Origin of the sequence: Pseudomonas sp. GZD-222 (assembly GCF_049310525.1) — a bacterium.
GTDB lineage: Bacteria > Pseudomonadota > Gammaproteobacteria > Pseudomonadales > Pseudomonadaceae > Aquipseudomonas.
Window position 1 is genome coordinate 179779 of the sequence record NZ_JBMOWO010000078.1, and the last position, 23218, is coordinate 202996.

Sequence of the window (23218 nt, forward strand, 5' to 3'; positions counted from 1 at the left end):
GCTTGATATAGTCCTGCGATTATTCTCGCCACCTTCAAGGAGAGCACCGTGACTGAGTACCAGGCATTCAAGGTCGAGCTGAACAACAGCATCGCCCATGTGCAGATCAACCGCCCGGAAAAGTACAACGCGATGAACGCGGCGTTCTGGAGCGAAATCGTCGAGATCTTCAACTGGATCGACGAGACCGATGCGGTGCGTGCGGTGGTCATCAGTGGCGCGGGTAAACACTTCTCCGCCGGCATCGACCTGATGATGCTGGCGTCGCTGGCCAATGAGCTGGGCAAGGACGTCGGCCGCAACGCGCGCCTGCTGCGCCGCACCATCCTGCGCATGCAGGCCTCGTTCAATGCCGTGGACAACTGCCGCAAGCCGGTGCTGGCAGCGATCCAGGGCTATTGCATCGGTGGGGCCATCGACCTGATTTCGGCCTGCGACATGCGCTATTGCAGCAAAGATGCACAGTTCTCGATCAAGGAAATCGACATGGGTATGGCCGCCGACGTCGGCACCTTGCAGCGCCTGCCACGCATCATCGGCGACGGCATCATGCGTGAACTGGCCTACACCGGGCGTAACGTCGAGGCTGACGAGGCGCAGCGCATCGGCCTGGTCAACCGGGTCTATGACGACTATGACGCCTTGCTTGAAGGAGTCTTTGCCATTGCCGGCGAAATTGCGGGAAAATCCCCCATTGCCGTGGCCGGTACCAAGGAAATGCTCAGCTATATGCGCGATCACCGGATCGACGATGGCCTCGAGTACATTGCCACCTGGAACGCCGCCATGTTGCAATCCACCGATCTGCGGGTGGCCGTGGCTGCCCACATGAGCAAACAGAAACCCGAGTTCGCCGACTGATTGCAGCGGCGGGCCCGCGCAAGGAACCGGAACATGGCTGTGCGTTGGACCACCGCGGTACTGGACACGAACCTCGCTGGCGGCTGGGCGGTCGCGCGCTGCAGCGAGGGCTTCCTGGTTGATGACAACGGTGCGCTGTTCCCGCGCGACTGGCTCAAGCGTCAGGAGCTGGACGTGCTGTTCGAGCACGGTATCGGCCATTTCGATGGTCAGCCGGTCTACCTGCTCGAACTCAGGCAGCCACAAGCGGTGGCCGGTTGCAGCTGGCGCGGGCTGCGCCAGTTCATGCTCGAAGGTGACTTCGAAACCTACAAGATTCTCGGCTATGCCGCGCAGATCGCCACCTGGGCCCGCGAGCACCGCTTTTGCGGCAGCTGCGGCCAGGCCATGACCCAGATCCACCTGGAGCGGGCGATGTACTGCCAGTCCTGTGACCTGCGCAGCTACCCGCGGATCTCGCCGAGCATGATCGTACTCATTACCCGTGGCGACGAAATTCTCCTGGCTCGTTCACCGCGCTTTGTCACCGGGGTCTACAGCACCCTGGCAGGCTTTGCCGAGCCCGGCGAGTCGGCCGAGGATTGCCTGGTGCGCGAGGTGCGCGAAGAGGTGGCGATCGAGGTGCAGAACATCCACTACGTTGGCAGTCAGTGCTGGCCGTTTCCGCATTCGATGATGCTCGGTTTTCATGCCGAGTATGCCGGTGGCGAGATCGTCATGCAGGTCGACGAGATCGAAGATGCCCAGTGGTTCCGGGTCGATGCGCTGCCGCCGTTGCCGGCGGGGCGCTCGATTGCCCGGTACCTGATCGACCTCTATGTGGCGCGGCGCTTAGGCCTGGCCGAACCAGTGCTGCCACGCTAGGCGTACGGTCAGGGCAAGAACCACGGTGATGAACACCGGGCGGATGAACTTGCTGCCGCCGCTGATCGCCGTGCGGGCGCCGAAGAAGGCGCCGACCATCAGCGCGGATCCCATCGACAGGCCGACCAGCCAATCGACCTGGCCGGAGAAGATGAACACCGACAAGGCCGCAGCGTTGCTGACGAAGTTCATGCTGCGCGCCACGCCACTGGCCTTGACCAGATCAATCGGGTAGAGCAGCAGGGTACTGACGGTCCAGAACGCGCCGGTACCAGGACCGGCCACACCATCGTAGAAGCCCAGGGTCAGGCCCTGGGGCAGCTGCCATTTCTTCTTCACCGGCACATCGGCATCCAGCGGCGCTTTCGGTGTGCCGCCGAACAGCAGGTAGACGCCACAGAGGAAGACGATCACCGGCAGCATCTTGTTCAGCCACTCCGCCGGAAGATAATGCGCAACCACCGCGCCGATCAGCGCGCCGACAAAGGTCCCGCCCAGGGCGTGACGCCACTGGTCCGGGTGGAACAGCTTGCGGCGATAGTAGGTAAAGCCGGCAGTGGCCGAGCCAAAGGTCGAACTCAGCTTGTTGGTGCCCAGCACCAGGTGCGGCGGCATACCGGCAGTCAGCAGCGCAGGGGTGGTCAACAAGCCCCCGCCACCGGCGATGGCATCGATGAATCCGGCAACAAAGGCAACGGCGGCGAGAATGGCGAGGGTGGTCAGATCTACGCTAAGTTCGAAAGGCATGGCATGGACTTAATCGGTTGGGCGCAGCAGGGGCTGCGCCCGAAGGCCGATATGGTAAAGGAGATCGATGGCTTCTGTCAGGGCTTCAGAACATCCACTGTACACCCAGCGAGTAACCGGTCTGGTCACCCTCGCGATGGGCAAAGCGGCTGTTCACTTCGGCAAATACACCCAGCTGCTCGGTCACCATTAGCTGGCCGCCCAATTGCGCACGACCGAAGTCCTTGTCGACACTGCCCATGTCGCCGACACGCACGCGCCCATCGGCATTGCTGGTCAGGGCGATGTCCTCCAGGCGGCCATCGGCCAGTTCACGTACCCAGCGCACGCTGGCATAGGGCTGCAAGGCCATCTTCGTACTCAGCGAGTAACTCCCGTGCAGGCGCCAGCCGAGACTGGCTTCAAGCGCGTCGTAGTCTTGCTCTTCGTAGCCCAGGGCAGTGCGCAGGTTTTCATCTTCATCGAAGTCGTCGATGCGGTAGTGCATGTAGTCCAACCCGGCTATCGGGCCGGTCTTCAGACCCGCAAAGCTGAAGTCATAGCCGCCCTCCAGCCGCGCCCCCCAGAACCAGGCCGAGGTGTCGCCCGACAAGCGCTGGTCAAGCAACACCGGACCATTGCTGGCCTGGATGTACACCGAGCGCTTGCTGTCGAAACGGGTATGCCCGGCGCTGAACTCGGCGCCGAGCCAGGTAGGTCCTTGGTCATCGAGCAGGGCGAACAATCCCGCCTGCCAGGTATCGCCCTCAAGGCGTCCGCCATGATCGAGCGAGTCGCGGCTGCGCTCAAAGCTCAGGCTGGCACCCAGGGTCAGGGTATCGTTGAGTCGGTAGTCGCCCAGGGCATGCACACCGATACGCTTGGCATCCGGGTTGCCCGGCGCGTCGAAGCCGCTGTCGGGCGAGACCTCGCCCTCGACACCGACTTCGCCATCGAAGCTGCCCACTGGCCGCTTGGCAAGCTGCAAGGTCAGCCAGCGCCGGTCATGCAGACGGGTCAGGGCTTGATGCTGGCGCTGCAGCTGGTCTTCCATCTGCCGCGCCATGGCCGCGCCGGAAGCGTTGGAGGCGAGCAGGTCGGCGTTGGTCAACTCCAGCACCAGGCGCGTGAGCAGTCGGGAGAAGTCGCGCAGGCGCTGGTCGATGCGCTCCTGGCCGAAAGCAGTGGTCAGCACCTGCTGGTTGTCTTCGGCCGGGTCGTGCCAGGTGGAGCCACCGGGGATGGCCGGGTTGTCGGTTTGCTCGTAGCCATCGAGCTCACCCAGTTCCCAGTTGGTGGCTTCGATGAACAGCACTGGAACGTTGAGGCCGTTGAAGCTTTCGCCGTCGCTGCAGCAGCCGGTGCCTGCCGGGTAGTCGGGGTTCAGGCCGGGGTTGGTGAACAGCGGGATCTGCAGTTCCGAGGCGATGCGCAGCAACTGGTCGCGGTAGGCACCCAGTGCCGGGTTGGCGACGCTGTTGGTGGCGGCGTGGGCATACATCTTGTCGCCGGTGATCAGGCTGTCGAGGTTGATCATGCCCAGCAAGTTGGCCCGCTGGCTGTCGCTGAGTTGCTCGACGTAGGCTCGGGAGCCGCGCAGACCTTCTTCTTCGGCGCCAAATCCGACCACTTCCAGGCCGTTCTCCAGGCGGATGCCACTGAGGTTACGGGCGATCTCGGTCATCACCGCAGCACCCGAGGCGTTGTCATCCAGCCCCTGCAGGGCCGGGCGCCCGAAATAGGTGTCGTAATGGGCGCCGAGCACCACATAGGTGCTGTTCAGGCCAGGGGCCGAGGCGATGACGTTCTGTGAGCTGCGGTTGCCCGCCCAGGTGAAGTCCTGGCGGTGGGTCTGGTAGCCCTCGCTCAGGCGCGACTGCATCCAGTCGCTGGCACCGGCGAAGCTGGCGGTACCGCGGTAGCGGCCGGGGTAATCGTTGATCAGGCGGTCCAGGGTCTGATCGGCATAGTCACCATAGTCGTAGGCGCTGGCGCCAGGTGACAACAAGGTACATCCCAGGCTTGCAGCGATGGCTAGCGGTTTGAACACGGCACTTTTCCTTATGTGTCGTTACGAAACGCGCATCTTATGATGCGCCGCGCCGCAGCAAGCAGGATGCGTACCGTTTTGTGATCCATACCTGAAATCTGCGCTTACCCGGGCAGTACACCGTGAAGTACCAGGCGGCTGATGCTGTCCACGGCACTGGCCAGTTCGGCTTCCCGTGAAGCGCCTTTGCGGGTGTCGGCGTTCAAGTGCGAGCCGCCGTTGGCGTAGGCCTGGGTGGTGGCCCACAGGCTGATCAGCAAGTGCTGAGCATTGATCGCAGCGATCTGGCGGTTGTCGATCCACTGCTGCAGGCAGGCAACGCCTTTCTGTACCTCGTCGTGCAGGCGCTGGGTGTGGCACGCGGGCAGGTGCCGGGCGCCATGCATCATCTCCGTGACAAAGACCCTGGCGGCCCACGGCTGGCTGCGAATGATGCCGAGTTTGGCGCGGATCAGGCGGTCCAGGGCCAGCAGCGGGTCGTTTGCCGGGTCGAGGTGGGCAAAGGCGTCGATGTAACGCTGGGAAACGCTGTCGAGGACCTGTTGGTAGAGGTTCTCTTTGCTCTGGAAGTAGTAGTTGACGTTGGCCTTGGGCACCCCGCTGAGCTCGGCCACTTCGCTCAAGGTGGTGGCAGCAAAGCCCCTGCGGGCAAAGGTTTTAGCGGCCATGCGCAGAATCAGGGCGCGATTGCGCCGTCCAGGTTCATTGGCCTTTTTCTCCGCCGGCTGGTCGCTCGTATAAGGTTCGCCGCCCGCTGTATTCGCAGGATCCTGATACAGCATGTGTTCCATTTGCGATCTCGCCCGGCCTGGTTATCAGAGTCGCAATATACAAAAATATATAGCGGTAGGGGTAAGCTTTCCGCAGGCTGGGAGGGCTTACTTGTCGGGTTGTGGTTCTTGTCACTGTCTGCGACAACCGGCCGCACCCCGAAAATAAAGGGATACAGACGTGCGGGGCGATAGAGGCTGGAACCTTGGCAGAGCCCCATGACAAAATGTCGCGCTTTCACGACAGGCCTCGTGCGCGAGGCGCAACACCTTCCCAAAAGGATGGTTACATGACTGATTTACTGACCCGGCGCCAGGTCATGGCCGGGATCAGCCTGCTGAGCCTTGGTGTTCTGGCAGGTTGCGACCCCCGCTCCGGTGGCGCGCTCGACTTCAAATACGGCAAGGACATGAGCAACAAGATCCTCGGTCGTTCCTTCAAACTCCAGGATACCCAGGGCAATCCACGCACGCTGTCCAGCTTCTGGGGCACGATGCCGATGGTGTTCTTCGGCTTTACCCAGTGCCCGGCGGTGTGTCCGACCACCCTGGCGCGGGCGGCGCAGATCAAGAAGCTGATGGGCCGCGAAGGCGGTTTCCTCAAAGTGGTATTCATCAGCCTCGACCCTGAACGCGATACCCCCGAGGTGCTCGATGCCTACGTCAAGGCTTTCGACCCTTCGTTCGTGGCGTTGACCGGCACCCTCGAAGAGACTGCCGCAGCCGCCAAGGAATTCGGGGTGTTCTACGAGAAGGTGCCCAGCGGCGATACCTATACCATCTCGCACACCTCGACCAGTTACGTCTTCGATTCCCGTGGCCAGTTGCGCCTGGGACTGTCCCATTCACTGACCGCCAAAGAGTGTACGGAAGATCTGCTCACGGTCATGGAGGTATGTTGATGCGTTACCCAGCCCAACCGTTCAAACGCACTCTGGCCGCGCTGGCCCTGATTGGCCTGGCGCTGCCGGCCATGGCCGACACCAGCGTCAAAGACGCCTGGGTTCGCGCCACTGTGCCGCACCAGCAGTCCACGGGTGCCTTCATGGTGCTCACCGCCAGCTGCGACAGCAAGCTGGTGGACGTGCAGTCGCCAGTGGCCGAGATCGTCCAGGTGCACCAGATGACCATGGACAACGACGTCATGGGCATGAAGCAGGTGCACAGCGTCGATTTGCCTGCGGGCAAGGCAGTAAGCCTCGACCCGAACGGCTATCACGTGATGCTGATGAAGCTCAAGCAACAGGTCAAGGAAGGGGAGCAGGTGCCACTGACCCTGGTGATCGAAGATGCCAAAGGCCAGAAGCAGACCCTGGAGGTCAAGGCGCCGGTACGTGCCTTGAATGCCGAGGCCATGCACGGTCACGAGCATATGCATTGATCGCCTGCTGACAGGCGTACCCAAGCCAGGCTGCAGTCAAGGACGGCAGCCTGGCTTTTTTGTGCGCGCCATCAAAATATTGCGTCGTATTAGTATTCTCTTCTCATTTACAAATCGTTACCATTTACGTTCTTCTTTACAATCTTTACAAAAAAGGAACACATGGTGGCATTTTCGCGCATTCGCCCGGCTTCCCTTTCTGTGCTGAGCGTGCTGGTTGCTCCAGCATTGCAGGCCGAAACCCTGGCTATCCCGGCAACCTCGGTCAACAGCAGTTACGAAGAGCAAAGCTACAAGGCCACCGAAAGCAAGAGCGCGCTGAAAATCGACGCGCCGCTGCGCGATATTCCGCAGACGGTCAACGTGGTGCCGCAAAGCGTGATCAAGGACCAGGGCGCACAGTCGATGGAAGACGTGCTCAAGAACGTGCCTGGTATCGGTCTGTCCAACGGTGACGGCCAGCGCGACCAGGTCACCATTCGCGGCTTCAGTGCCATTGGCGATATGTACGTCGATGGATTGCGTGACGATGCGCTGTACTACCGTGATCTTTCCAACGTCGAGCGCGTTGAGGTGATCAAGGGCCCGGCGGCGGTGCTGTACGGGCGCGGCTCGTCCGGCGGCCTGATCAACAGCGTGAGCAAGAAGCCCAACTTCAACCCGGTGCAGGAAGTCGGGGTGAGCTTCGACAGCGAAGGCAAGCGCCGCACCCAGTTCGATGCCGGTTGGGCCGACCAGCAGCAGGGCGACAAAGCGTTCCGCATCACCGGTGCCCTGGAAGACAGCGACACCTTCCGCGACGACGGTTACATCGACCGCAAGGCCATTGCACCGACCGCTTACTTCAAGCTCTCCGACGACCTTGATCTGACCGTGGGTGCCACTTACCTGTACGACAAGCGTCTGATCGACTTCGGTATCCCGGCCCTCGGCGACCGGCCGGTGGATGTCGACCGTGACAAGCGTTTCGGCGCTGCCGACCCGGACGATGACTATGCCCGCAGCGAGGTGTTCTCCTTTACCGCGGGCGTTGATTATCGCCTGAACGATGATTTCACCCTGAGCAACACCAGCCGTTATTACCACTACGATCTGGACCGCAACAACACCCTGGCCGACTCCAGCCCGACGCGCTTTGTCACCGCCGCCAACGGCGAGCTGCTGGTCAAGTTGAACCGTGGCAACGTGCAGCGTACCGAGGATGGCTGGTTCAACCAGACCGAACTCAAGCACCAGGCGCAGCTGGCCGGGATGAACCACAACCTGCTGTACGGTGTGGAGCTGGGTCGCCAGGTCAAGGACCAGTCGGTGTTCAGCCAGAACAATGTCGCCCAGGTCCCGGTGTTCCGCGATGGCTTGGTGGATGTACCGTTCCAGGCTAGCCGTCAGACCGCCAAGGGCACCACCACCCAGGACACCGCCGGTTTCTACGTGCAGGATCTGATCGAGTTGGCACCGCAGTGGAAGGCGCTGGTCGGGGTGCGCTACGACGTCTTCGACCAGGAGTACGCCGACGACCTCAGCGGCGCCGACCTGTCACGTACCGACACCACCTGGAGTCCGCGCGTCGGCCTGGTGTTCCAGCCGGATCAGGTTCAGTCCTACTACGTGTCTGTGAGCCGTTCCTACCAGCCGTCTTCCGAAGTGTTCGCCTTGAGCACCGGCAACCAGGGGCTGGAGCCAGAGGAAACCACCAACTACGAAGTCGGTGCCAAGTGGGACCTGCTCGACAGCCGCCTGGCGGTGACCGCCGCCTTGTTCCGCCTGGAACGCACCAACATGAAAACCACCGACCCGGCCAATCCGGCCAACCTGGTACTGGCGGGTGAGCAGCGTACCGACGGTTTCGAGGCGACGGTCAGCGGCCAGTTGACGGACAAATGGCAGGTGTATGGTGGCTTCGCATTCCTCGATGCGGAAATCACCAAGTCCAACAGCCGCACCAATGGTGTGGCCAACGAAGGCCAGACGCCGACCCTGACCCCGCGCACCAGCGCCAACCTGTGGCTGGTGCGTTCGCTGACCGAGACCTGGCGGGTGGGTATGGGCGCCAACTACGTGGATGAGCGCTACACCGCGCTGGATAACGTTGTGGTGATGCCGTCCTACACCACCGTCGACGCCGCCTTGTTGTACAACCAGCCGAAGTGGGATGCGGCGCTGCGCCTGCGTAACGTCTTCGACCGCGACTACTATGCCTCGGCCCATGGCTCGGTCGATCTGATTACCCCGGGTGCGCCGCGTACCCTGGAACTGAGCACCAACTATCGCTTCTGAGGATTGCGCCGTCTGCCGGTGATCATCGACATCGGCAGGTTTTCCTTCAGGCGCAGGCTTTCGAACAGTGCCGCGGCGATATGGATACAGACCAGCGCCAGCAAGGTGTTGGCCATGTATTCATGAATGTCCCGCGGCAGCTCTTCACCCCAGAAGTAGTCCACTTCTTCCAGCAGAAACCCGCTCACGCCCAGGCCGAACATCAGCGCCAGCATCAGCACCATGACCAGGGCACCGAGCGGGGAGTGGCCGAGGCGGTGGTAGTCCTTACCGCTAAACAGGGCATGCAGGTGCCACTTCAGTCGCGCCGGGGTTGGCCAGAAGTCATGCCAGCGCGCCGCAGGCGTGCCGACAAAACCCCAGATCGTGCGGACCAGCACAATCGCCACCGCGTAGTAGCCCAGCCAGCGGTGCCAGCCGTCGCCTTCTTCGGTAAAGAAATAACCGCCGACGAATGCCACCACCAGCGACCAGTGACAGAATCGCACCAAGGGGTCCCAGAGGCGCAGGGTGTTGTCGCTCACCTCAGTCCTCGACCTCTTCTTTCACCTTCTTGCCGGTGACTGGATCAAAATAGATTTCGACTTTGCGTTTGTCTTTGTCCCAGCCATAGATCTCATAGCAGTTGCCATCGGTGATCTTGAACTTCTTGATCTCGTAGCCCTGTTTCTTCAAGTCTTGCTGGAAGTTGTCCGGGTCCTGCCACTGGACCTTGTCGGCTTTGGAACATTCGGTTTTGGCCAGCGCCAGCGGGCTGGCGACGAGCAGTGCAACAAGCAGAAGGTTACGCATGACGAGTCCTCGTGATTGGGAAACACGCGGCAGCACAGCCATGAAGCCTGATTGAGCTTATGTCAGAGATGGCGACTTCGCGAGTGCCTCGTCGACCACTTCGATCCAGTGCCGCACGGGCGTGCGCCCGGCGCCATCAAGGTGCGCCTGGCAGCCGATGTTGGCGCTGACGATCAGGTCGGGATGGCCGCGCTCCAGGGCATCGAGGCGGTTGTCGCGCAGCTGGCGGGCCAAGGCCGGTTGGGTCAGTGAGTAGGTGCCGGCCGAACCGCAGCACAGGTGGCCATCGGCGACAGCGCTGAGGGTGAAGCCCAGGCGTTTGAGTACGGATTCCACGGCGCCGCCAAGCTTCAGTGCGTGCTGCAGGGTGCACGGGCAATGGAATGCCAGCAACTGGTCGCTATGACAAACCAGGCGCTCTACGGGCTCGGCATCGATCACTTGCACCAGGTCCCTGGCCAGTTCGCTGACGCGCCGGGCCTTGAGGGCGTAACCGCGGTCGTGATGCAGCAGTTTGCCGTAATCCTTGATGAACGCGCCGCAGCCGCTGGCAGTCTGCACAATGGCTTCGGCTCCCGACTCGATGGCCGGCCACCAGGCATCGATCAGCCGCCGGGCACGTTCAAGGCCGGCCTGCTGGGCGTCCAGGTGATAATCGACGGCGCCGCAGCAGCCGGCCTCGGGAGCAGGAACAACACTGATGCCGAGGTGGTCCAGAACGCGTGCCGCGGCGGCATTGGTATTGGGCGACAGGCCCGGTTGTACGCAGCCTTCGAGTAGCAGCACGCGTCGAGCGTGACGCACAGGCGGGCGCGGGCTGGCGCCGGGAGCGCTGCGCGGCAGCTTGGCCTTGAGCGCTGCGGGCAACACCGCGTCAACGCTGCGCCCCAGCTGCACCAGGTGGCTGAAGGTTGCCGGCCGCGCCGCCAGTTGCCGCAGGCCGCTGCGTAGCGCGCGCTGCAGGGGCGGGCGGGGCACGGCCTGATCAACCACGGCACGGCCGATGTCCAGCAGGTTGTGGTAATCAACGCCCGACGGACAGGTGGTCTCGCAGTTGCGGCAGGACAGGCAGCGGTCTAGATGCAGCTGGGTCCTGGCCGTGGCCGGGTGGCCTTCAAGCACTTGCTTGATCAGGTAGATGCGGCCACGCGGGCCATCGAGTTCGTCACCGAGCAGTTGATAGGTCGGGCAGGTGGCATTGCAGAACCCGCAGTGCACGCAGGTGCGCAGGATGCTCTCGGCTTCCTCGGCGCGGGCCAGGCGTTTGGCGGCCTCGCTCAGGGTGGTTTGCATGGCTCAGACCTCCGCGTACATCCGTCCGGGGTTGAAGATCCTCTGTGGATCAAGGCGCTGCTTGAGCTGTTGGTGGTAATGCAGCAGCCCGCTGGACAGGGGCTGGAAAGGGCTGTCGGTGTATCCCTGGGTGTAGCAGGTGGCATGCCCACCCAAGCGGCTGACAACAGTGCGCAGCTGTTCGGGATGGACGTCGGATTTCAACCAGCGTTGCGCACCCGCCCAGTCGAGCAACTGCGCGCCAGGCAAGTCCATAGGCGCAGTGTTGTTGGGCAGGGAAAGGCGCCAGAGTGGCTGCGGGTCGCGGAAAAAATCCAGGCGCCGATGGTTCAGGTCTTGCCACCAGCTGCCCGCGAACGTCTCGCCACCCAGACGCTCATGGGCTGCCCGTACCGAACCTTCGCCGCCTTCCAGGCGCAGGCGCAGCACCTCGCCGTCATGACAGGCGGCGCTGATCGGCAGCGGTTGCTGGCCCCATTGCGCCAGTTTCAACAAGGCCTGTCGGGCATCCAGCTGTAGGGCGATATGGGCTTCGCAGCGTGGTATGGGCAGCACCTTGAGCGACACCTCGCTGATCAATCCCAGGCAACCGAAACTCCCGGCCATCAAGCGCGACAGATCGTAACCGGCAACGTTCTTCATCACCTCGCCGCCAAAGCGCAAGTGTTGGCCAAGACCTGTAATGACCCGGGTGCCGAGGACATAGTCGCGCACCGAACCGGCCCAGGGGCGGCGCGGTCCGGACAGTCCGGCAGCGACCATGCCACCGAGGGTCGCGCCGTCGTCGCTGTGCGGCGGCTCGCAGGGCAGCATCTGCTGGTTGGCCTGCAGCACAGCGGATATCTCGCTGAACGGTGTGCCGGCACGGGCGGTGATCACCAGTTCGGTGGGGTCATAATTGACGATGCCGCAATGGCTGCGGGTATCGATTACTTGCCCTTGCAGCGCACGGCCGAGCCAGGCCTTGCTGGCACCCCCGCGAATCTGCAGCGGCGTGCCCTGGGCCCGGGCCTGGTTGACCTGTTCGAGCAACAGCGCGCTGCTGTCCTGGTTCAGGGTCGTCATCAGAAACGCTCCAGCTCAGGGAACGGCAAGGCACCGCCGTGCACATGCAGGGCGCCAAACTCGGCGCAGCGGTGCAGGGTCGGGATGTTCTTGCCAGGGTTGAGCAAGCCCTTGGGATCGAAAGCGGCCTTGACGGCATGGAACAGGGTCAGTTCGTCACTGTTGAACTGCGCGCACATCTGGTTGATCTTCTCTCGGCCGACGCCATGCTCGCCGGTGATGCTGCCACCGACCTTCACGCACAGCTCGAGGATTTCGCCGCCCAAGGCTTCGGCCCGTTCCAGTTCACCGGGCTGGTTGGCGTCGAAGAGGATCAACGGATGCATGTTGCCGTCGCCCGCGTGAAAGACGTTGGCGACCCGCAGGTCGTACTTGCGCGACAGCGCGGCGATGGCCTGCAGCACATGGGGCAATTCGCGGCGCGGAATGGTGCCATCCATGCAGTAGTAGTCCGCCGAGATCCGGCCCACGGCCGGAAAGGCATTCTTGCGTCCAGCCCAGAACCTGACGCGCTCGGCCTCGTCCCGCGCCTGGCGTACCTCGGTGGCACCCGCATGCCGCAGCAGCGTGCGGACGCGCTCGCAGTCGTCGCGCACATCGGCTTCGACGCCATCGAGCTCGCACAGCAAAATCGCCTCGGCTTCGACCGGGTAGCCGGCATGGATAAAGTCTTCAGCGGCGCGGATGGCCAGGTTGTCCATCATCTCCAAACCACCGGGAATGATCCCGGCAGCGATGATCGCGGCCACCGCCGCGCCGGCTTTTTCCACCGAGTCGAAGCTGGCGAGCAGGACCTTGGCCACCTGCGGGCGCGGTAGCAACTTGACGGTGACTTCAGTGATGACCCCGAGCATGCCTTCGGAACCGGTGAACAGCGCCAGCAGATCAAAGCCCGGAGCGTCGAGGCTGTCGGCGCCGAGGGTCAGGCACTGGCCGTCGACGGTGAGCACTTCGAGTTTCAGCAGGTTGTGCACGGTCAGTCCGTACTTGAGGCAATGCACGCCGCCGGCGTTTTCCGCAACATTGCCGCCGATTGAGCAGGCAATCTGCGACGAGGGATCGGGGGCGTAGTACAGGTCATAGGGGGCGGCGGCCTGGGAGATCGCCAGGTTGCGCACGCCCGGTTGTACGCGGGCGGTGCGTGCCGCAGGGTCGATCTCGAGAATCTTGTTGAAGCGCGCCATTACCAGCAGCACACCCTGGGCCAGCGGCAAGGCGCCGCCCGAAAGTCCGGTGCCGGCACCCCGAGCAACAACCGGTACCTGACGCTGATGACACAGAACGAGGAGGGCCTGGACTTGCTCGATACGCTGCGGCAGCACCACCAGCAGCGGCGTGGTGCGGTACGCCGAAAGCCCGTCGCACTCGTAGGGCTTGAGATCTTCCTCGTCAGAGAGGATGTCCAGGTCGGGAATCTGTGCGCGCAACGCTTGCAGCAGTGCCGGCTTGTCGACACGCGGCAAGGCGCCGTCGAGGCGCTCGTCGTAGAGGATATTCATCGGCGCGCCACAACGCACGGGAAGTCGAAGGCCCAGGCATGTGCCTGGTGGAGTCGAACCCGGGCGTTCAGAGTCGGCACGCGCGCCTGCTGTCGCTAATCAACGAAAGCGCGGCAGCGGGCGGTCGACCTTCAGCGAGGTCAGGGTTTTCTTCACCAGAGCGCCGTCGGCTTCTACCGCCTTGAGGCTGGCGCGAATCCTGCCTGCGGCCGGTACGTCGCCCTGACGGTCGATCCAGTCGGCGATTTCCTTGCAGGCCGAGGCCAGGGTGGCTTGCCGGTGGTCGATCAGGGTCAACAGCGTGGTGATGTCTTTATCGGACATGATTCATTCCTCCTTTCAGCGAATTCAGTGTAGCAGTGCCCCTGAAAACTGCCCTCGCCAGCCAGACCAACAGCAGAGCGGTTGTGACAGGCCGGGGGCTGACGTACTATCCTTGCCAGCAAGCGCTACCCCGCATACTTATAAACTCTTCCTCAGCGAACACGCTTCCACTCAGGCCCGACGGGCGTGGGTGCTTCAGGCTGGGCGCAATGGTGTGCCTGGCGTCTGCAAACGATCTGGAGTAACACCCCCACCGATGAATACCCCCGTGGATGCGCGAGCCGGCAGCTGGCTCAGTGTGATCGCCCTGGCCCTTGCGGCGTTTATCTTCAACACCACCGAGTTTGTACCGGTAGCCCTGCTCAGCGACATTGGCGCAAGTTTCGACATGTCCACCGCTCAGGTCGGCCTGATGCTGACCATCTATGCCTGGGTGGTGGCCCTGGCCTCGCTGCCGATGATGCTGCTGACGCGCAATGTCGAGCGGCGCAAGCTGCTGATCGTGGTGTTCGTGTTGTTTATCGTTAGCCATTTGCTGTCCTGGGTGGCGCAGAGCTTCGCCATGCTGTTGCTCAGCCGCATCGGCATTGCCCTCGCGCATGCGGTGTTCTGGGCGATTACCGCCTCTTTGGCGGTGCGGGTGGCGCCACCAGGACAGCAGGCCAAGGCGCTGGGGTTGCTGGCGACCGGTACCACGCTGGCGATGGTCATGGGCATCCCGTTGGGCCGGGTCGTCGGTGAGGCGCTGGGCTGGCGCATTACTTTCCTGGCGATTGCCGGGGTGGCACTGGCGACCTTGATCTGTCTGGTCAAGTCGCTGCCGTTGTTGCCGAGTCAGAACTCCGGCTCGTTGCGCAGTGTGCCGGTACTGTTCAAGCGCCCGGCGCTGGTAACGGTGTACGTGCTGGTCGCGTTGGTGATCGCCGCGCAGTTCACTGCCTACAGCTACATCGAGCCGTTTGCCTTGAATGTCGCCCGGATCAGCGGCGAGCGCACTACCTTGCTGCTGTTGCTGTTCGGTGGCGCCGGGGTGTTCGGTTCGGTGCTGTTCAGCCGTTACAGCGAGCGTTTTCCCAGCGGCTTCCTGCTCGCTGCGATTGCCATGCTGGCCGCCAGCTTGCTGCTGTTGCTGCCGCTGTCGGGCGACTTCGCCATGCTCGGTACCCTGAGTATGCTCTGGGGTATTTCGATCATGTGTTTCAGCCTGGCCTTGCAGTCCAAGGTGCTGATTCTGGCGTCTGACGCAACCGATGTGGCGATGGCGATGTTTTCCGGCATCTACAACATCGGTATCGGTGCCGGTGCCTTGATCGGCAGTGTGGTCAGTGTGCAGATGGGCCTGGCCAATATCGGCCTGGTCGGCGGCTCGCTGGCGCTGGCGGGGTTGCTGTTGTGTGCAGTGACAACCTATCGCTTTACCCGCAACGGCTGACCCCACCCGCGCGCAACGCTTCAATGGACGGGAGCGAGCGCCTTGATGAACAGCACGTTGTTCTCCAGGTGGATGTGCTGCATCAGGTCGTCGCGAAACTCCGCCAGGCTTCGGTACAGGGCGCGCCAGGTATTGCAGGCGTCGGCCGGTGGGGTGATGTTGTGGGTCAATGCCAGCAGGGTTTCCAGCGCTTCGCCGTGCTGATCATGCTCAAGGCGCAGCACCCGAATAGGCGGGGCGGCATGCTGCCCGATGCCTTGCTGCAATAGCGGGAACAGCACTTGTTCTTCCTTGAGCATGTGGCCTTCGAGTTCTTGTTGCATGGCCTGCAGGTGGTCGGCCAGGCCGTTGGGGCAACTGCTGCGGGCGCCGTGCACCTGCTCCACACGCCGCGCCAGGCGGATCAGCTCCGGCAACTGTTGACGGTGACGCTGGTGATAGCGCGCCAGAATGTGCGCAATCAGTTCGGTTTGCGGCACCTCGCGCCAATCGTCGGTTGCGCCGCCGCTGTCCTGCAGTTTGCCCAGTGCCTCGGCGATCAGCGTCGGGTCCAGCTGCTTGCCCAGGGCCGCTTCATGCAGGGTTTTCTGCCCGCCACAGCAAAAGTCGAGGTTGAAACTGTGGAAGATCCGCGTGGCGCCGGGGATGTCACAGGCCAGTTGACCGAGGCTTTTTTCGAGAAGTGTCTGGCTCATCAGGGTTCCTTGATCGTAAGTGCAAAGGTCTCCCTGGCTGGTGCATCGCCCGTGCCATCTTTAACTGACTGAAATCATGGAGTTTATTTTTTGTGGTGGTGAATATCACCCTGATGAGTCAGGGTAGATACAACCACAGAGGGTAATTACCACCATGCAACGAGAAAGCCTCGACGCCGATCTGGTTGTCGAACTGCCCAATGCCGTGCGCTTGCAACGACTGGTGCAAACCCTGCGCGAGTACTTCAGCTGCGGTGCTGTCGGTTTGTTGCGCCTAGACGACGACAGCCTGCGCCCGGTGGCCACGGTCGGCCTGGTGCATGAAGCCCTCGGGCGGCGCTTTGTCATCGCTCAGCATCCGCGCCTGGCGGCGATCATGGCCTCGCGCGAGCCCACCTGGTTCGAGCCCGACAGCCGCTTGCCCGATCCCTACGACGGCCTGCTCGACACCGCGCTCAGTGAGCCATTGGCGGTGCATGACTGCATGGGTGTGAGCCTGTATGTGGAAGGGCAGATCTGGGGGGCGATCACCCTCGACGCCCTGCAGGCCGGGACCTTCGATGCCGCCGCCCGGGATGAATTGAAACGCTGCACCCTGCAGATCGAAGCGGCGGTGCGGGTTACCCGGCTGGAACAGGAAAACCGCAGCCTGCGCCTGTCCCGCAGCGAGCCGGTGGACCTGCGCATGCCGGTTCAGGAGGGTGAGATTCTCGGCCAGAGCCAGGTGATGCATCAATTGCTCAACGAACTGGATGTGCTGGCCGACTCGGAACTGCCGGTGTTGTTGCTGGGCGAGACCGGGGTGGGCAAGGAATTGTTCGCCCGGCGTTTGCACCGCATTTCGCGGCGCAGTCACAAGCCGTTGATTCAGGTGAACTGCGCCGCCTTGCCGGAATCGCTGGCCGAAAGCGAGCTGTTCGGGCATGTCAAAGGTGCCTTCTCCGGGGCCAACAGCGACCGTGCCGGGCGTTTCGATGCGGCCAACGGCGGCACGCTGTTTCTTGACGAAGTCGGCGAGTTGCCATTGAGCGTGCAGGCCAAACTGCTGCGCACCCTGCAGAACGGCGAGATCCAGCGCCTGGGGGCTGACAAGCCGCTGCACGTGAATGTACGCATCATCGCCGCGACCAACCGGCATTTGCCCGACAGCATTCGCGAGGGCCTGTTCCGCGCCGACCTGTACCATCGCCTGTCGGTCTATCCGGTGCCGATTCCGCCGTTGCGCGAGCGTGGCAATGACGTGCTGATACTGGCCGGGCAGTTTCTTGAACTCAACCGCACCCGTCTGGGCCTGCGCGGCTTGCGTCTGTCGGCGGCGGCCGAGCGGGCGTTGCTGGCGTACCACTGGCCGGGCAACGTGCGCGAACTGGAGCATGTGATCAGCCGCGCTGCGCTCAAGCAGCTCAGCCGCGGTGGCAACCGTAGCCTGATCATCACCCTGGAGCCTGAGTTGCTTGATCTGGACAGCGCCGAACTGGCCGCGCCCAGTGCCGAACACGCTGCGCAGGTTGCCGAAGCGGCGTTGCCGCATGCGTCGTTGAGCGAGGCGGTCGACGCCTGCCAGCGCCAGACCATTGTCCGCGCGCTGGAGTTGTGTGCGGACAACTGGGCGAGCGCCGCACGCCTGCTGCAGGTCGATCCGAGCAACCTGCACAAGCTGGCCAAGCGCTTGCATCTGAAGTAAGCGCGCCAGACGTTGATGGCGGTCAAGGTGACGAGGAGGGCGAGCCAACAGACTGCGCACTCCCACCACCGGAGATCACTGTCATGCCCCTGTCCCTGGCTCAGATGCGCCGCAACTACACCCTCGGTGGCCTGCAGGAAGAGGCCGCCGGGCACGATCCGCTGCTGATGTTCGCGCAGTGGCTGCAACAGGCGCGGGAAACCGAATGCGCGCCGGTGGAGGCCAACAGCATGCACCTGGCCACGGTCGACAGTCAGGGGCGCCCGCACGGGCGCGTCTTGTTGCTAAAGGGCGTTAGCGAGGCGGGCTTTACCTTTTTCGGTAACTACCAGAGTGCCAAAGGGCAGGAGCTGGACGCCAATCCGTGGGCGGCGATGACCTTTTTCTGGCCGGGGCTCGAACGCCAGGTACGCATCGAAGGCCAAGTGCAGCGCCTCGACCCGCAGCTCAGCAATGAATACTTCGATTCGCGTCCATTGACCAGCCGCCTGGGTGCCTGGGCATCACCGCAAAGCCAGGTGCTTGCCGACCGGGCGGCGCTGGAAGCGTTGCTGGCGCAGACCATCCGCCGCTTTGTCGATCAGCCGCTGCAGCGTCCGCAGCACTGGGGCGGTTACTGCCTGCAACCGGAGCGCATGGAGTTCTGGCAGGGCCGCGCCGACCGTCTGCATGACCGCCTCGATTACCGGTTGCAGGATGGCGTGTGGACCCGCAGCCGTCTGGCGCCCTGAGCGGCGCTCCCGGTCGAGGTACCTCCTTGGAGGAATAGGTTCGCCTGCTGTTTCGGTTCAGGCTTGGGCGCATTCTCATCATGGGAGGGTCCGGACATGGCCCATCTGGCGCAACGCACCTTTGAGCCGCTGAACATTGCGGTACTGACCATCAGCGACACACGCAGCTTTGACAACGACACTTCGGGACAGACCCTCTGCGACTTGCTCCAGGCCGCCGGGCACCAGCTGGTCGACCGAGATCTGGTCAAAGATGACATCTACCAGATCCGCGCGACACTCTCGCGCTGGATCGCCGATCCCAAAGTGCAGGTGGTGTTGACCACCGGCGGCACCGGTTTCACCGTACGTGACAACACGCCACAAGCGGTTCTGCCGCTGCTGGACAAGCATGTGGAGGGCTTTGGCGAGTTGTTCCGTCAGGTGTCGCTGGCGGAGATCGGCATGTCCAGTCTGCAGTCGCGGGCCTTGGCTGGAATGAGCAATGGCGTGCTGGTCTGTTGCGTCCCCGGTTCACCCGGCGCCTGCCGCACGGCCTGGAACCAGATCCTCCTCGGGCAACTCGACAGCCGTACCGGCCCGTGCAATTTCGCCCCGCATCTCAAGGTCCAGGCCGAGCAGGCAATCGAGGCCTGTGGGGGGCGCCCATGAGCCGTCCGGTATGCGACAGCGGCCAGCTGATGCCGGTCGACCAGGCGATCAAACATTTGCTCGAGCAGGCGCCACCACCGCCGGCAGCGCAAACCGTGCTGCTGGAAAAAGCCCTGGGGCGCGTCCTGGCGCTGGACATTCATTCGCCCCTCGACCTGCCAGGCTGGGACAACAGCGCCATGGACGGCTTCGCCTTCCGAGTCGCTGACCTTCCTGTGGCCGGGGGCTGTTTGAATCTGGCCGGACGGATCGCCGCCGGACAGGCAGCCAGCACACCGCTACTGGCGGGGCAAGCGGTACGCATCTTCACCGGCGCGCCGCTACCACCCGGCGCCGATACAGTAGTGCCCCAGGAGCTCTGCCGGGTCGAGGGCGACCAGGTGTGGTTGCCGTCGGCCAGCCTGGGCGATCATGTGCGCAAGGCCGGCGAGGAAGTGCGCCAGGGTCATCTGTTGCTCCAGGCCGGTAAGCGTCTGCGTGCCCAGGAACTGGGTTTGCTGGCTGCGGCCGGGGTCTGCTGGGTCGAGGTCTATCGACCCTTGCGGGTGTGCCTGCTGAGCAGCGGTGACGAGCTGCGCGAACCCGGCCAGCCGCTGGCACCGGGGCAGATCTACAACAGCAATCGCTATTGCCTGTCGGCCTTGTTGCAAGGCTGGGGCGTTGAAGTGCATGACTACGGGGTGATGGCCGACGACCTGTCGGCCAGCTGCCATGCCTTGAGCCTGGCGGCTTCGGAGTGCGATCTGATGCTCAGTTCCGGCGGTGTCTCGGTCGGCGAGGAAGACCACCTCAAGCATGCCATCGAGACTTTGGGCAGCCTGGATCTATGGCGCCTGGCGATTCAACCGGGCAAGCCGCTGGCCTTTGGCGAAGTGGCCGGCAAGCCCTGGATCGGCATGCCGGGTAACCCCGCCGCAGCGCTGATCACCGCACTGGTGGTGGTGCGTCCGTTCCTGCTCAGGGCCCAGGGTGTACGCGACGTGTTGCCGCGGCCGATGGCGTTGCCGGCAGGTTTTGACTGGTTGCAGCGCAACAAGCGCCGTCAGTACTTGCGCGCCAGACTGACCGCCGCTGCCGATGGCCAGCCAAGCGTGCAACTGCACCCGCAGCAGAGCTCGGCAATGCTCGCGGCCGCCTGCTGGGCCGATGGCCTGGCGGTGGTGGAGTGTGAACAGCAGGTGCACAAGCACGACAACGTGACCTTCCTGTCTTTTGCCGAACTCATGCAGTGACCGGCCTTGATTGTCGTCAAGGTCTGCGCCGGCGGTCTGGCTAGACTGGCGGCGCATTTTCGATTGCACCGGGCCTGCTCGCGTGACGCATCGCAGGCGGGGGCCGGGACACGTTCTTTCATGAGGAATGCCCATGCAACTGGTCTGCCCGGCAGGGAACCTGCCCGCGCTCAAAGCGGCGGTACGCCAAGGCGCCGATGCCGTCTACGTCGGTTTTCGCGATGACACCAATGCCCGGCACTTCGCCGGCCTGAACATGGACGACAAGCAGTTCGACGCCGCCGTCGCCTATATCCGTCAACATCAACGCAAGCTCTATGTCGCGGTCAACACCTACCCGCAGCCTCAGGGTTGGGAACGTTGGCAACGCGCGGTGGACCGCGCCGCCGACCATGATGTCGATGCGCTGATCGCCGCCGACCCCGGGGTGCTGGGTTATGCCAGCAAGCGCCATCCGCAGCTGACCCTGCACCTGTCGGTGCAAGGTTCGGCCACCAATGCCAGTGCCCTGGCGTTCTACGCCCAGCACTACAACATCCGCCGCGCAGTACTGCCGCGCGTGCTGTCGCTGGCCCAGGTTCGTCAGGTCGCGGCCAACAGCACAGTACCCATCGAGGTCTTCGCCTTCGGCAGCTTGTGCATCATGGCCGAAGGACGTTGCCACCTGTCTTCCTACATCACCGGCGAGTCGCCGAACCTGTGCGGCGTGTGTTCACCGGCCAAGGCGGTGCGCTGGAGCGAAGACGCCGAGGGCTTGAGTGCACGCCTGAGTGAAGTGCTGATCGATCGCTACAGCCCCGAAGAACCGGCCGGTTATCCGACCTTGTGCAAGGGGCGTTTCCTGGTTGGCGGCAAGCGCTTCCATGCCCTCGAAGAACCCACCAGTCTCGACACCCTGGACCTGTTGCCGGAGCTTGCGGCGATGGGCGTCGAAGCGGTGAAGATCGAAGGCCGTCAGCGCAGTCCGGCGTATGTCGAGCAGGTCACCCAGGTCTGGCGCGCCGCGCTCGATGCTCATCGCCTGGCACCTGAGCGTTTCGCCGTCCAGGACCAGTGGCGCAAGGTGCTGGCTGGCTTGTCCGAAGGCAGCCAGACCACCCTGGGTGCTTACCATCGATCATGGCAATGAGGGACTGGACATGAAGCTTAGCCTGGGACCCGTCCTGTATTACTGGGACAAAGAGCAATTGGGGCGTTTCTATTCCGAGATGTCGGCGTTGCCCCTGGATGTCATTTATCTTGGCGAAACCGTCTGCTCGAAACGTCGGGCGATGAATCTGGATCACTGGCTGGGGTTGGGCCGCGAGCTGCAAAGCTGCAGTCAGGCACAGATCGTACTGTCGAGCCTGACCCTGGTCGAAGCCGCTTCCGAACTCTCCAGCCTGCGGCGCTTGTGCGACAACGGCGAGGTGCTGGTGGAAGCCAACGATATGGGCGCGGTGCAGTTTCTGGCCGAGCGCAAACTGCCCTTCGTCGGTGGTCCGGCGCTCAATCTGTACAACGGCCACGCCCTGGCGCAACTGCAGGATTGCGGGATGACCCGTTGGGTGCCGCCGGTGGAATGTTCGGCGACGCTGATCCGCTCGATCCTCGATCAGGTCCGGGATTTGGGCCGTGAGCTGCCAGAGGTGGAAGTCTTCGCCTATGGGCACCTGCCACTGGCGTACTCGGCACGCTGCTTCACCGCACGGGCGGAAAACCGGCCCAAGGATGATTGCCAGTTCTGCTGCCTGAACTACCCCGATGGCCTGGCGCTGAGCAGTCAGGAAGGCCAGCCGCTGTTCACCCTCAACGGTATTCAGACAATGTCGGCCGAGGTCACTAATTTGTTGGCCGACTACCAGGGTCTGGCGGCCAGCGGCGCCAACCTGCTGCGCTTGAGTCCGCGTGCGCAGGGCATGGTCGAAGTAATCGAGGCCTTCCAGCGCGTACGCCAGGGTGAAGCACCGCCTCTGCACGTCGAAGGGTGCAACGGCTACTGGCATGGCCAGGCGGGCATGCTGCGCGTTGAGGAGGTAGGCCTGTGCTGAATCGCAAACAATGGTTGCTGCGCGGCGCCGACCGCGTGTTCCCGCTGATCCGTCATGTGCCCTTTGTGCTGCAGCGTGTGGCCTTGCAGCAGGCACTTAACCGTTGCCTGGCCGAGCCACTGAAGGACGGTGAATTTGACCTGCTGCGCGGGCGCTGGCTATGTCTGCGCATTCCCGATCTGAACCTGACCTGGTATTTGACCCGCACCCTGTACGGCCTGGAGATTGCCGCACAGGCCAAGGCCGATGTCACCATCCGCGGCAACTGGCGCGAGTTTCTGTTGCTGGCCAGTCGGCAGGAGGACCCCGACACCTTGTTCTTCAGGCGGCGTCTGGTCATTGAAGGCGATACCGAACTGGGGCTGACCCTGAAGAACCTGATCGACAGCCTCGACCCCGAGGTCTTGCCGGTGTGGTTGTGGCGGAACCTGGAGCGGGCAGGGAAGGGATTGGCGACAGGCTGATCCTGTCGCCTATTTAGCGCCGAGATCCGCCAGCAACTGACGGATCTCGGAAAACACCTCATCGGCCTGCGCCGCGCTGCAGTCCTCGCCATAACGCTTGCGCAACCCTTGCTGGCTGAGGATCAAGTGCTTGTCAGCCTGCAACCCGTGCTGGCGCAGGCAGCCGGCGACACACTGTAGCGGGCAGCCGTCCAGCGCCAGGATCCAGCGCCCTGAACGGGCGAGGTTGACCAACGCCGGCACTTGCCCGCCGACCCCGACGATACAGGACATCTGTGCCAGGCCTTCGCGGTCCAGGCGCAATGCCACGTTATTGGCCAGTTGCGCGACGTTGGAGCAGCCGGAGCAGGAGTAGACCAGGGGCAGGGCAGTGCGGGGCATGAAGGCGCTCCAGTGA

Annotated in this window: 24 protein-coding genes; 13 read left to right on the plus strand and 11 right to left on the minus strand. The window is 63.2% G+C overall.

Annotated elements, in window-relative coordinates:
* Window positions 1–48 precede the first annotated feature (48 nt).
* Window positions 49–861: a crotonase/enoyl-CoA hydratase family protein gene (locus ACO6VD_RS15250; RefSeq protein ID WP_422420194.1), complete on the plus strand. Its 813-nt coding sequence runs from the start codon at window positions 49–51 to the stop codon at window positions 859–861.
* Window positions 862–894: 33 nt separating this feature from the next.
* Window positions 895–1725 (plus strand): NAD(+) diphosphatase, encoded by an 831-nt coding sequence (gene nudC, locus ACO6VD_RS15255; RefSeq protein ID WP_422420195.1) that lies wholly within the window; start codon window positions 895–897, stop codon window positions 1723–1725.
* Here nudC and ACO6VD_RS15260 read toward each other — a convergent pair.
* The 3 genes from ACO6VD_RS15260 to ACO6VD_RS15270 form a co-directional block, all read right to left on the minus strand.
* Window positions 1693–2472 carry a TSUP family transporter gene (locus ACO6VD_RS15260; protein WP_038611887.1) on the minus strand — a complete coding sequence of 260 codons (780 nt, stop codon included), beginning with the start codon at window positions 2470–2472 and terminating at the stop codon, window positions 1693–1695. The genes nudC and ACO6VD_RS15260 overlap by 33 nt on opposite strands.
* Window positions 2473–2557: 85 nt before the next feature.
* Window positions 2558–4501, minus strand: a complete 1944-nt coding sequence (locus ACO6VD_RS15265; protein ID WP_422420198.1) for an autotransporter outer membrane beta-barrel domain-containing protein — start codon at window positions 4499–4501, stop codon at window positions 2558–2560.
* A gap of 104 nt (window positions 4502–4605) precedes the next feature.
* Window positions 4606–5292, minus strand: coding sequence for a TetR family transcriptional regulator C-terminal domain-containing protein (locus ACO6VD_RS15270; RefSeq protein ID WP_422420200.1), 687 nt, complete (start codon window positions 5290–5292; stop codon window positions 4606–4608).
* Between the two features lie 269 nt (window positions 5293–5561).
* Here ACO6VD_RS15270 and ACO6VD_RS15275 point away from each other — a divergent pair, with 269 nt between their 5' ends.
* The 3 genes from ACO6VD_RS15275 to ACO6VD_RS15285 all read left to right on the plus strand — a co-directional run bounded on the left by ACO6VD_RS15275 (window position 5562) and on the right by ACO6VD_RS15285 (window position 8929).
* On the plus strand, window positions 5562–6173 hold the full coding sequence (locus tag ACO6VD_RS15275; protein ID WP_422420202.1) for an SCO family protein: 612 nt from the start codon (window positions 5562–5564) through the stop codon (window positions 6171–6173).
* A complete protein-coding gene (locus ACO6VD_RS15280) occupies window positions 6173–6652 on the plus strand; it encodes a copper chaperone PCu(A)C (RefSeq protein WP_422420204.1) in 480 nt (159 codons plus the stop codon). The genes ACO6VD_RS15275 and ACO6VD_RS15280 overlap by 1 nt, the downstream gene beginning before the upstream one ends.
* 162 nt (window positions 6653–6814) lie before the next feature.
* On the plus strand, window positions 6815–8929 hold the full coding sequence (locus tag ACO6VD_RS15285) for a TonB-dependent receptor (protein WP_422420206.1): 2115 nt from the start codon (window positions 6815–6817) through the stop codon (window positions 8927–8929).
* On the opposite strand, the gene ACO6VD_RS15290 is transcribed toward ACO6VD_RS15285, so the two are convergent.
* From ACO6VD_RS15290 to ACO6VD_RS15315, 6 genes are all read right to left on the minus strand, one after another.
* Complete coding sequence (locus ACO6VD_RS15290) at window positions 8917–9453, minus strand: cytochrome b/b6 domain-containing protein (RefSeq protein WP_422420208.1); 537 nt, start codon at window positions 9451–9453, stop codon at window positions 8917–8919. The two genes, ACO6VD_RS15285 and ACO6VD_RS15290, sit on opposite strands and share 13 nt — an antisense overlap.
* 1 nt (window position 9454) lies before the next feature.
* Window positions 9455–9721, minus strand: a complete 267-nt coding sequence (locus tag ACO6VD_RS15295) for a PepSY domain-containing protein (protein ID WP_400173215.1) — start codon at window positions 9719–9721, stop codon at window positions 9455–9457.
* A gap of 57 nt (window positions 9722–9778) precedes the next feature.
* Window positions 9779–11014, minus strand: a complete 1236-nt coding sequence (glcF, locus tag ACO6VD_RS15300; protein WP_422420211.1) for a glycolate oxidase subunit GlcF — start codon at window positions 11012–11014, stop codon at window positions 9779–9781.
* A gap of 3 nt (window positions 11015–11017) precedes the next feature.
* The gene (glcE, locus tag ACO6VD_RS15305; protein WP_422420212.1) at window positions 11018–12079 is read right to left on the minus strand and encodes a glycolate oxidase subunit GlcE; all 1062 of its coding nucleotides are present in this window, start codon (window positions 12077–12079) and stop codon (window positions 11018–11020) included.
* Window positions 12079–13578 carry a glycolate oxidase subunit GlcD gene (glcD, locus tag ACO6VD_RS15310; protein WP_422420214.1) on the minus strand — a complete coding sequence of 500 codons (1500 nt, stop codon included), beginning with the start codon at window positions 13576–13578 and terminating at the stop codon, window positions 12079–12081. Before glcD ends, glcE begins: the two co-directional genes overlap by 1 nt.
* A 99-nt stretch (window positions 13579–13677) precedes the next feature.
* Window positions 13678–13902, minus strand: a complete 225-nt coding sequence (locus ACO6VD_RS15315; protein WP_400173218.1) for a hypothetical protein — start codon at window positions 13900–13902, stop codon at window positions 13678–13680.
* A 256-nt stretch (window positions 13903–14158) separates the two neighbouring features.
* On the opposite strand from ACO6VD_RS15315, the gene ACO6VD_RS15320 reads away from it, so the two are divergent.
* Window positions 14159–15334 carry a sugar transporter gene (locus ACO6VD_RS15320; RefSeq protein WP_400173219.1) on the plus strand — a complete coding sequence of 392 codons (1176 nt, stop codon included), beginning with the start codon at window positions 14159–14161 and terminating at the stop codon, window positions 15332–15334.
* Between the two features lie 20 nt (window positions 15335–15354).
* On the opposite strand, the gene ytfE is transcribed toward ACO6VD_RS15320, so the two are convergent.
* On the minus strand, window positions 15355–16029 hold the full coding sequence (ytfE, locus tag ACO6VD_RS15325; protein ID WP_422420216.1) for an iron-sulfur cluster repair protein YtfE: 675 nt from the start codon (window positions 16027–16029) through the stop codon (window positions 15355–15357).
* A 154-nt stretch (window positions 16030–16183) separates the two neighbouring features.
* On the opposite strand from ytfE, the gene norR reads away from it, so the two are divergent.
* The 7 genes from norR (at window position 16184) to ubiT (ending at window position 22821) form a co-directional block, all read left to right on the plus strand.
* On the plus strand, window positions 16184–17713 hold the full coding sequence (gene norR, locus ACO6VD_RS15330) for a nitric oxide reductase transcriptional regulator NorR (protein WP_422420218.1): 1530 nt from the start codon (window positions 16184–16186) through the stop codon (window positions 17711–17713).
* An 83-nt stretch (window positions 17714–17796) separates the two neighbouring features.
* Window positions 17797–18444 (plus strand): pyridoxamine 5'-phosphate oxidase, encoded by a 648-nt coding sequence (pdxH, locus tag ACO6VD_RS15335; RefSeq protein WP_422420220.1) that lies wholly within the window; start codon window positions 17797–17799, stop codon window positions 18442–18444.
* A gap of 96 nt (window positions 18445–18540) precedes the next feature.
* Window positions 18541–19095 carry a molybdenum cofactor biosynthesis protein B gene (gene moaB, locus ACO6VD_RS15340; protein WP_422420222.1) on the plus strand — a complete coding sequence of 185 codons (555 nt, stop codon included), beginning with the start codon at window positions 18541–18543 and terminating at the stop codon, window positions 19093–19095.
* Entirely contained in the window at window positions 19092–20327 is a 1236-nt protein-coding gene (glp, locus tag ACO6VD_RS15345) for a gephyrin-like molybdotransferase Glp (RefSeq protein ID WP_422420224.1), read from the plus strand. Before moaB ends, glp begins: the two co-directional genes overlap by 4 nt.
* 133 nt (window positions 20328–20460) lie before the next feature.
* Window positions 20461–21456: a ubiquinone anaerobic biosynthesis protein UbiU gene (ubiU, locus tag ACO6VD_RS15350; RefSeq protein ID WP_422420225.1), complete on the plus strand. Its 996-nt coding sequence runs from the start codon at window positions 20461–20463 to the stop codon at window positions 21454–21456.
* Between the two features lie 10 nt (window positions 21457–21466).
* A complete protein-coding gene (locus ACO6VD_RS15355; RefSeq protein WP_422420227.1) occupies window positions 21467–22357 on the plus strand; it encodes a U32 family peptidase in 891 nt (296 codons plus the stop codon).
* Window positions 22351–22821 carry a ubiquinone anaerobic biosynthesis accessory factor UbiT gene (ubiT, locus tag ACO6VD_RS15360; protein ID WP_422420229.1) on the plus strand — a complete coding sequence of 157 codons (471 nt, stop codon included), beginning with the start codon at window positions 22351–22353 and terminating at the stop codon, window positions 22819–22821. Before ACO6VD_RS15355 ends, ubiT begins: the two co-directional genes overlap by 7 nt.
* A gap of 9 nt (window positions 22822–22830) precedes the next feature.
* On the opposite strand, the gene ACO6VD_RS15365 is transcribed toward ubiT, so the two are convergent.
* On the minus strand, window positions 22831–23202 hold the full coding sequence (locus ACO6VD_RS15365) for a putative zinc-binding protein (RefSeq protein WP_422420231.1): 372 nt from the start codon (window positions 23200–23202) through the stop codon (window positions 22831–22833).
* Window positions 23203–23218: the final 16 nt, after the last annotated feature.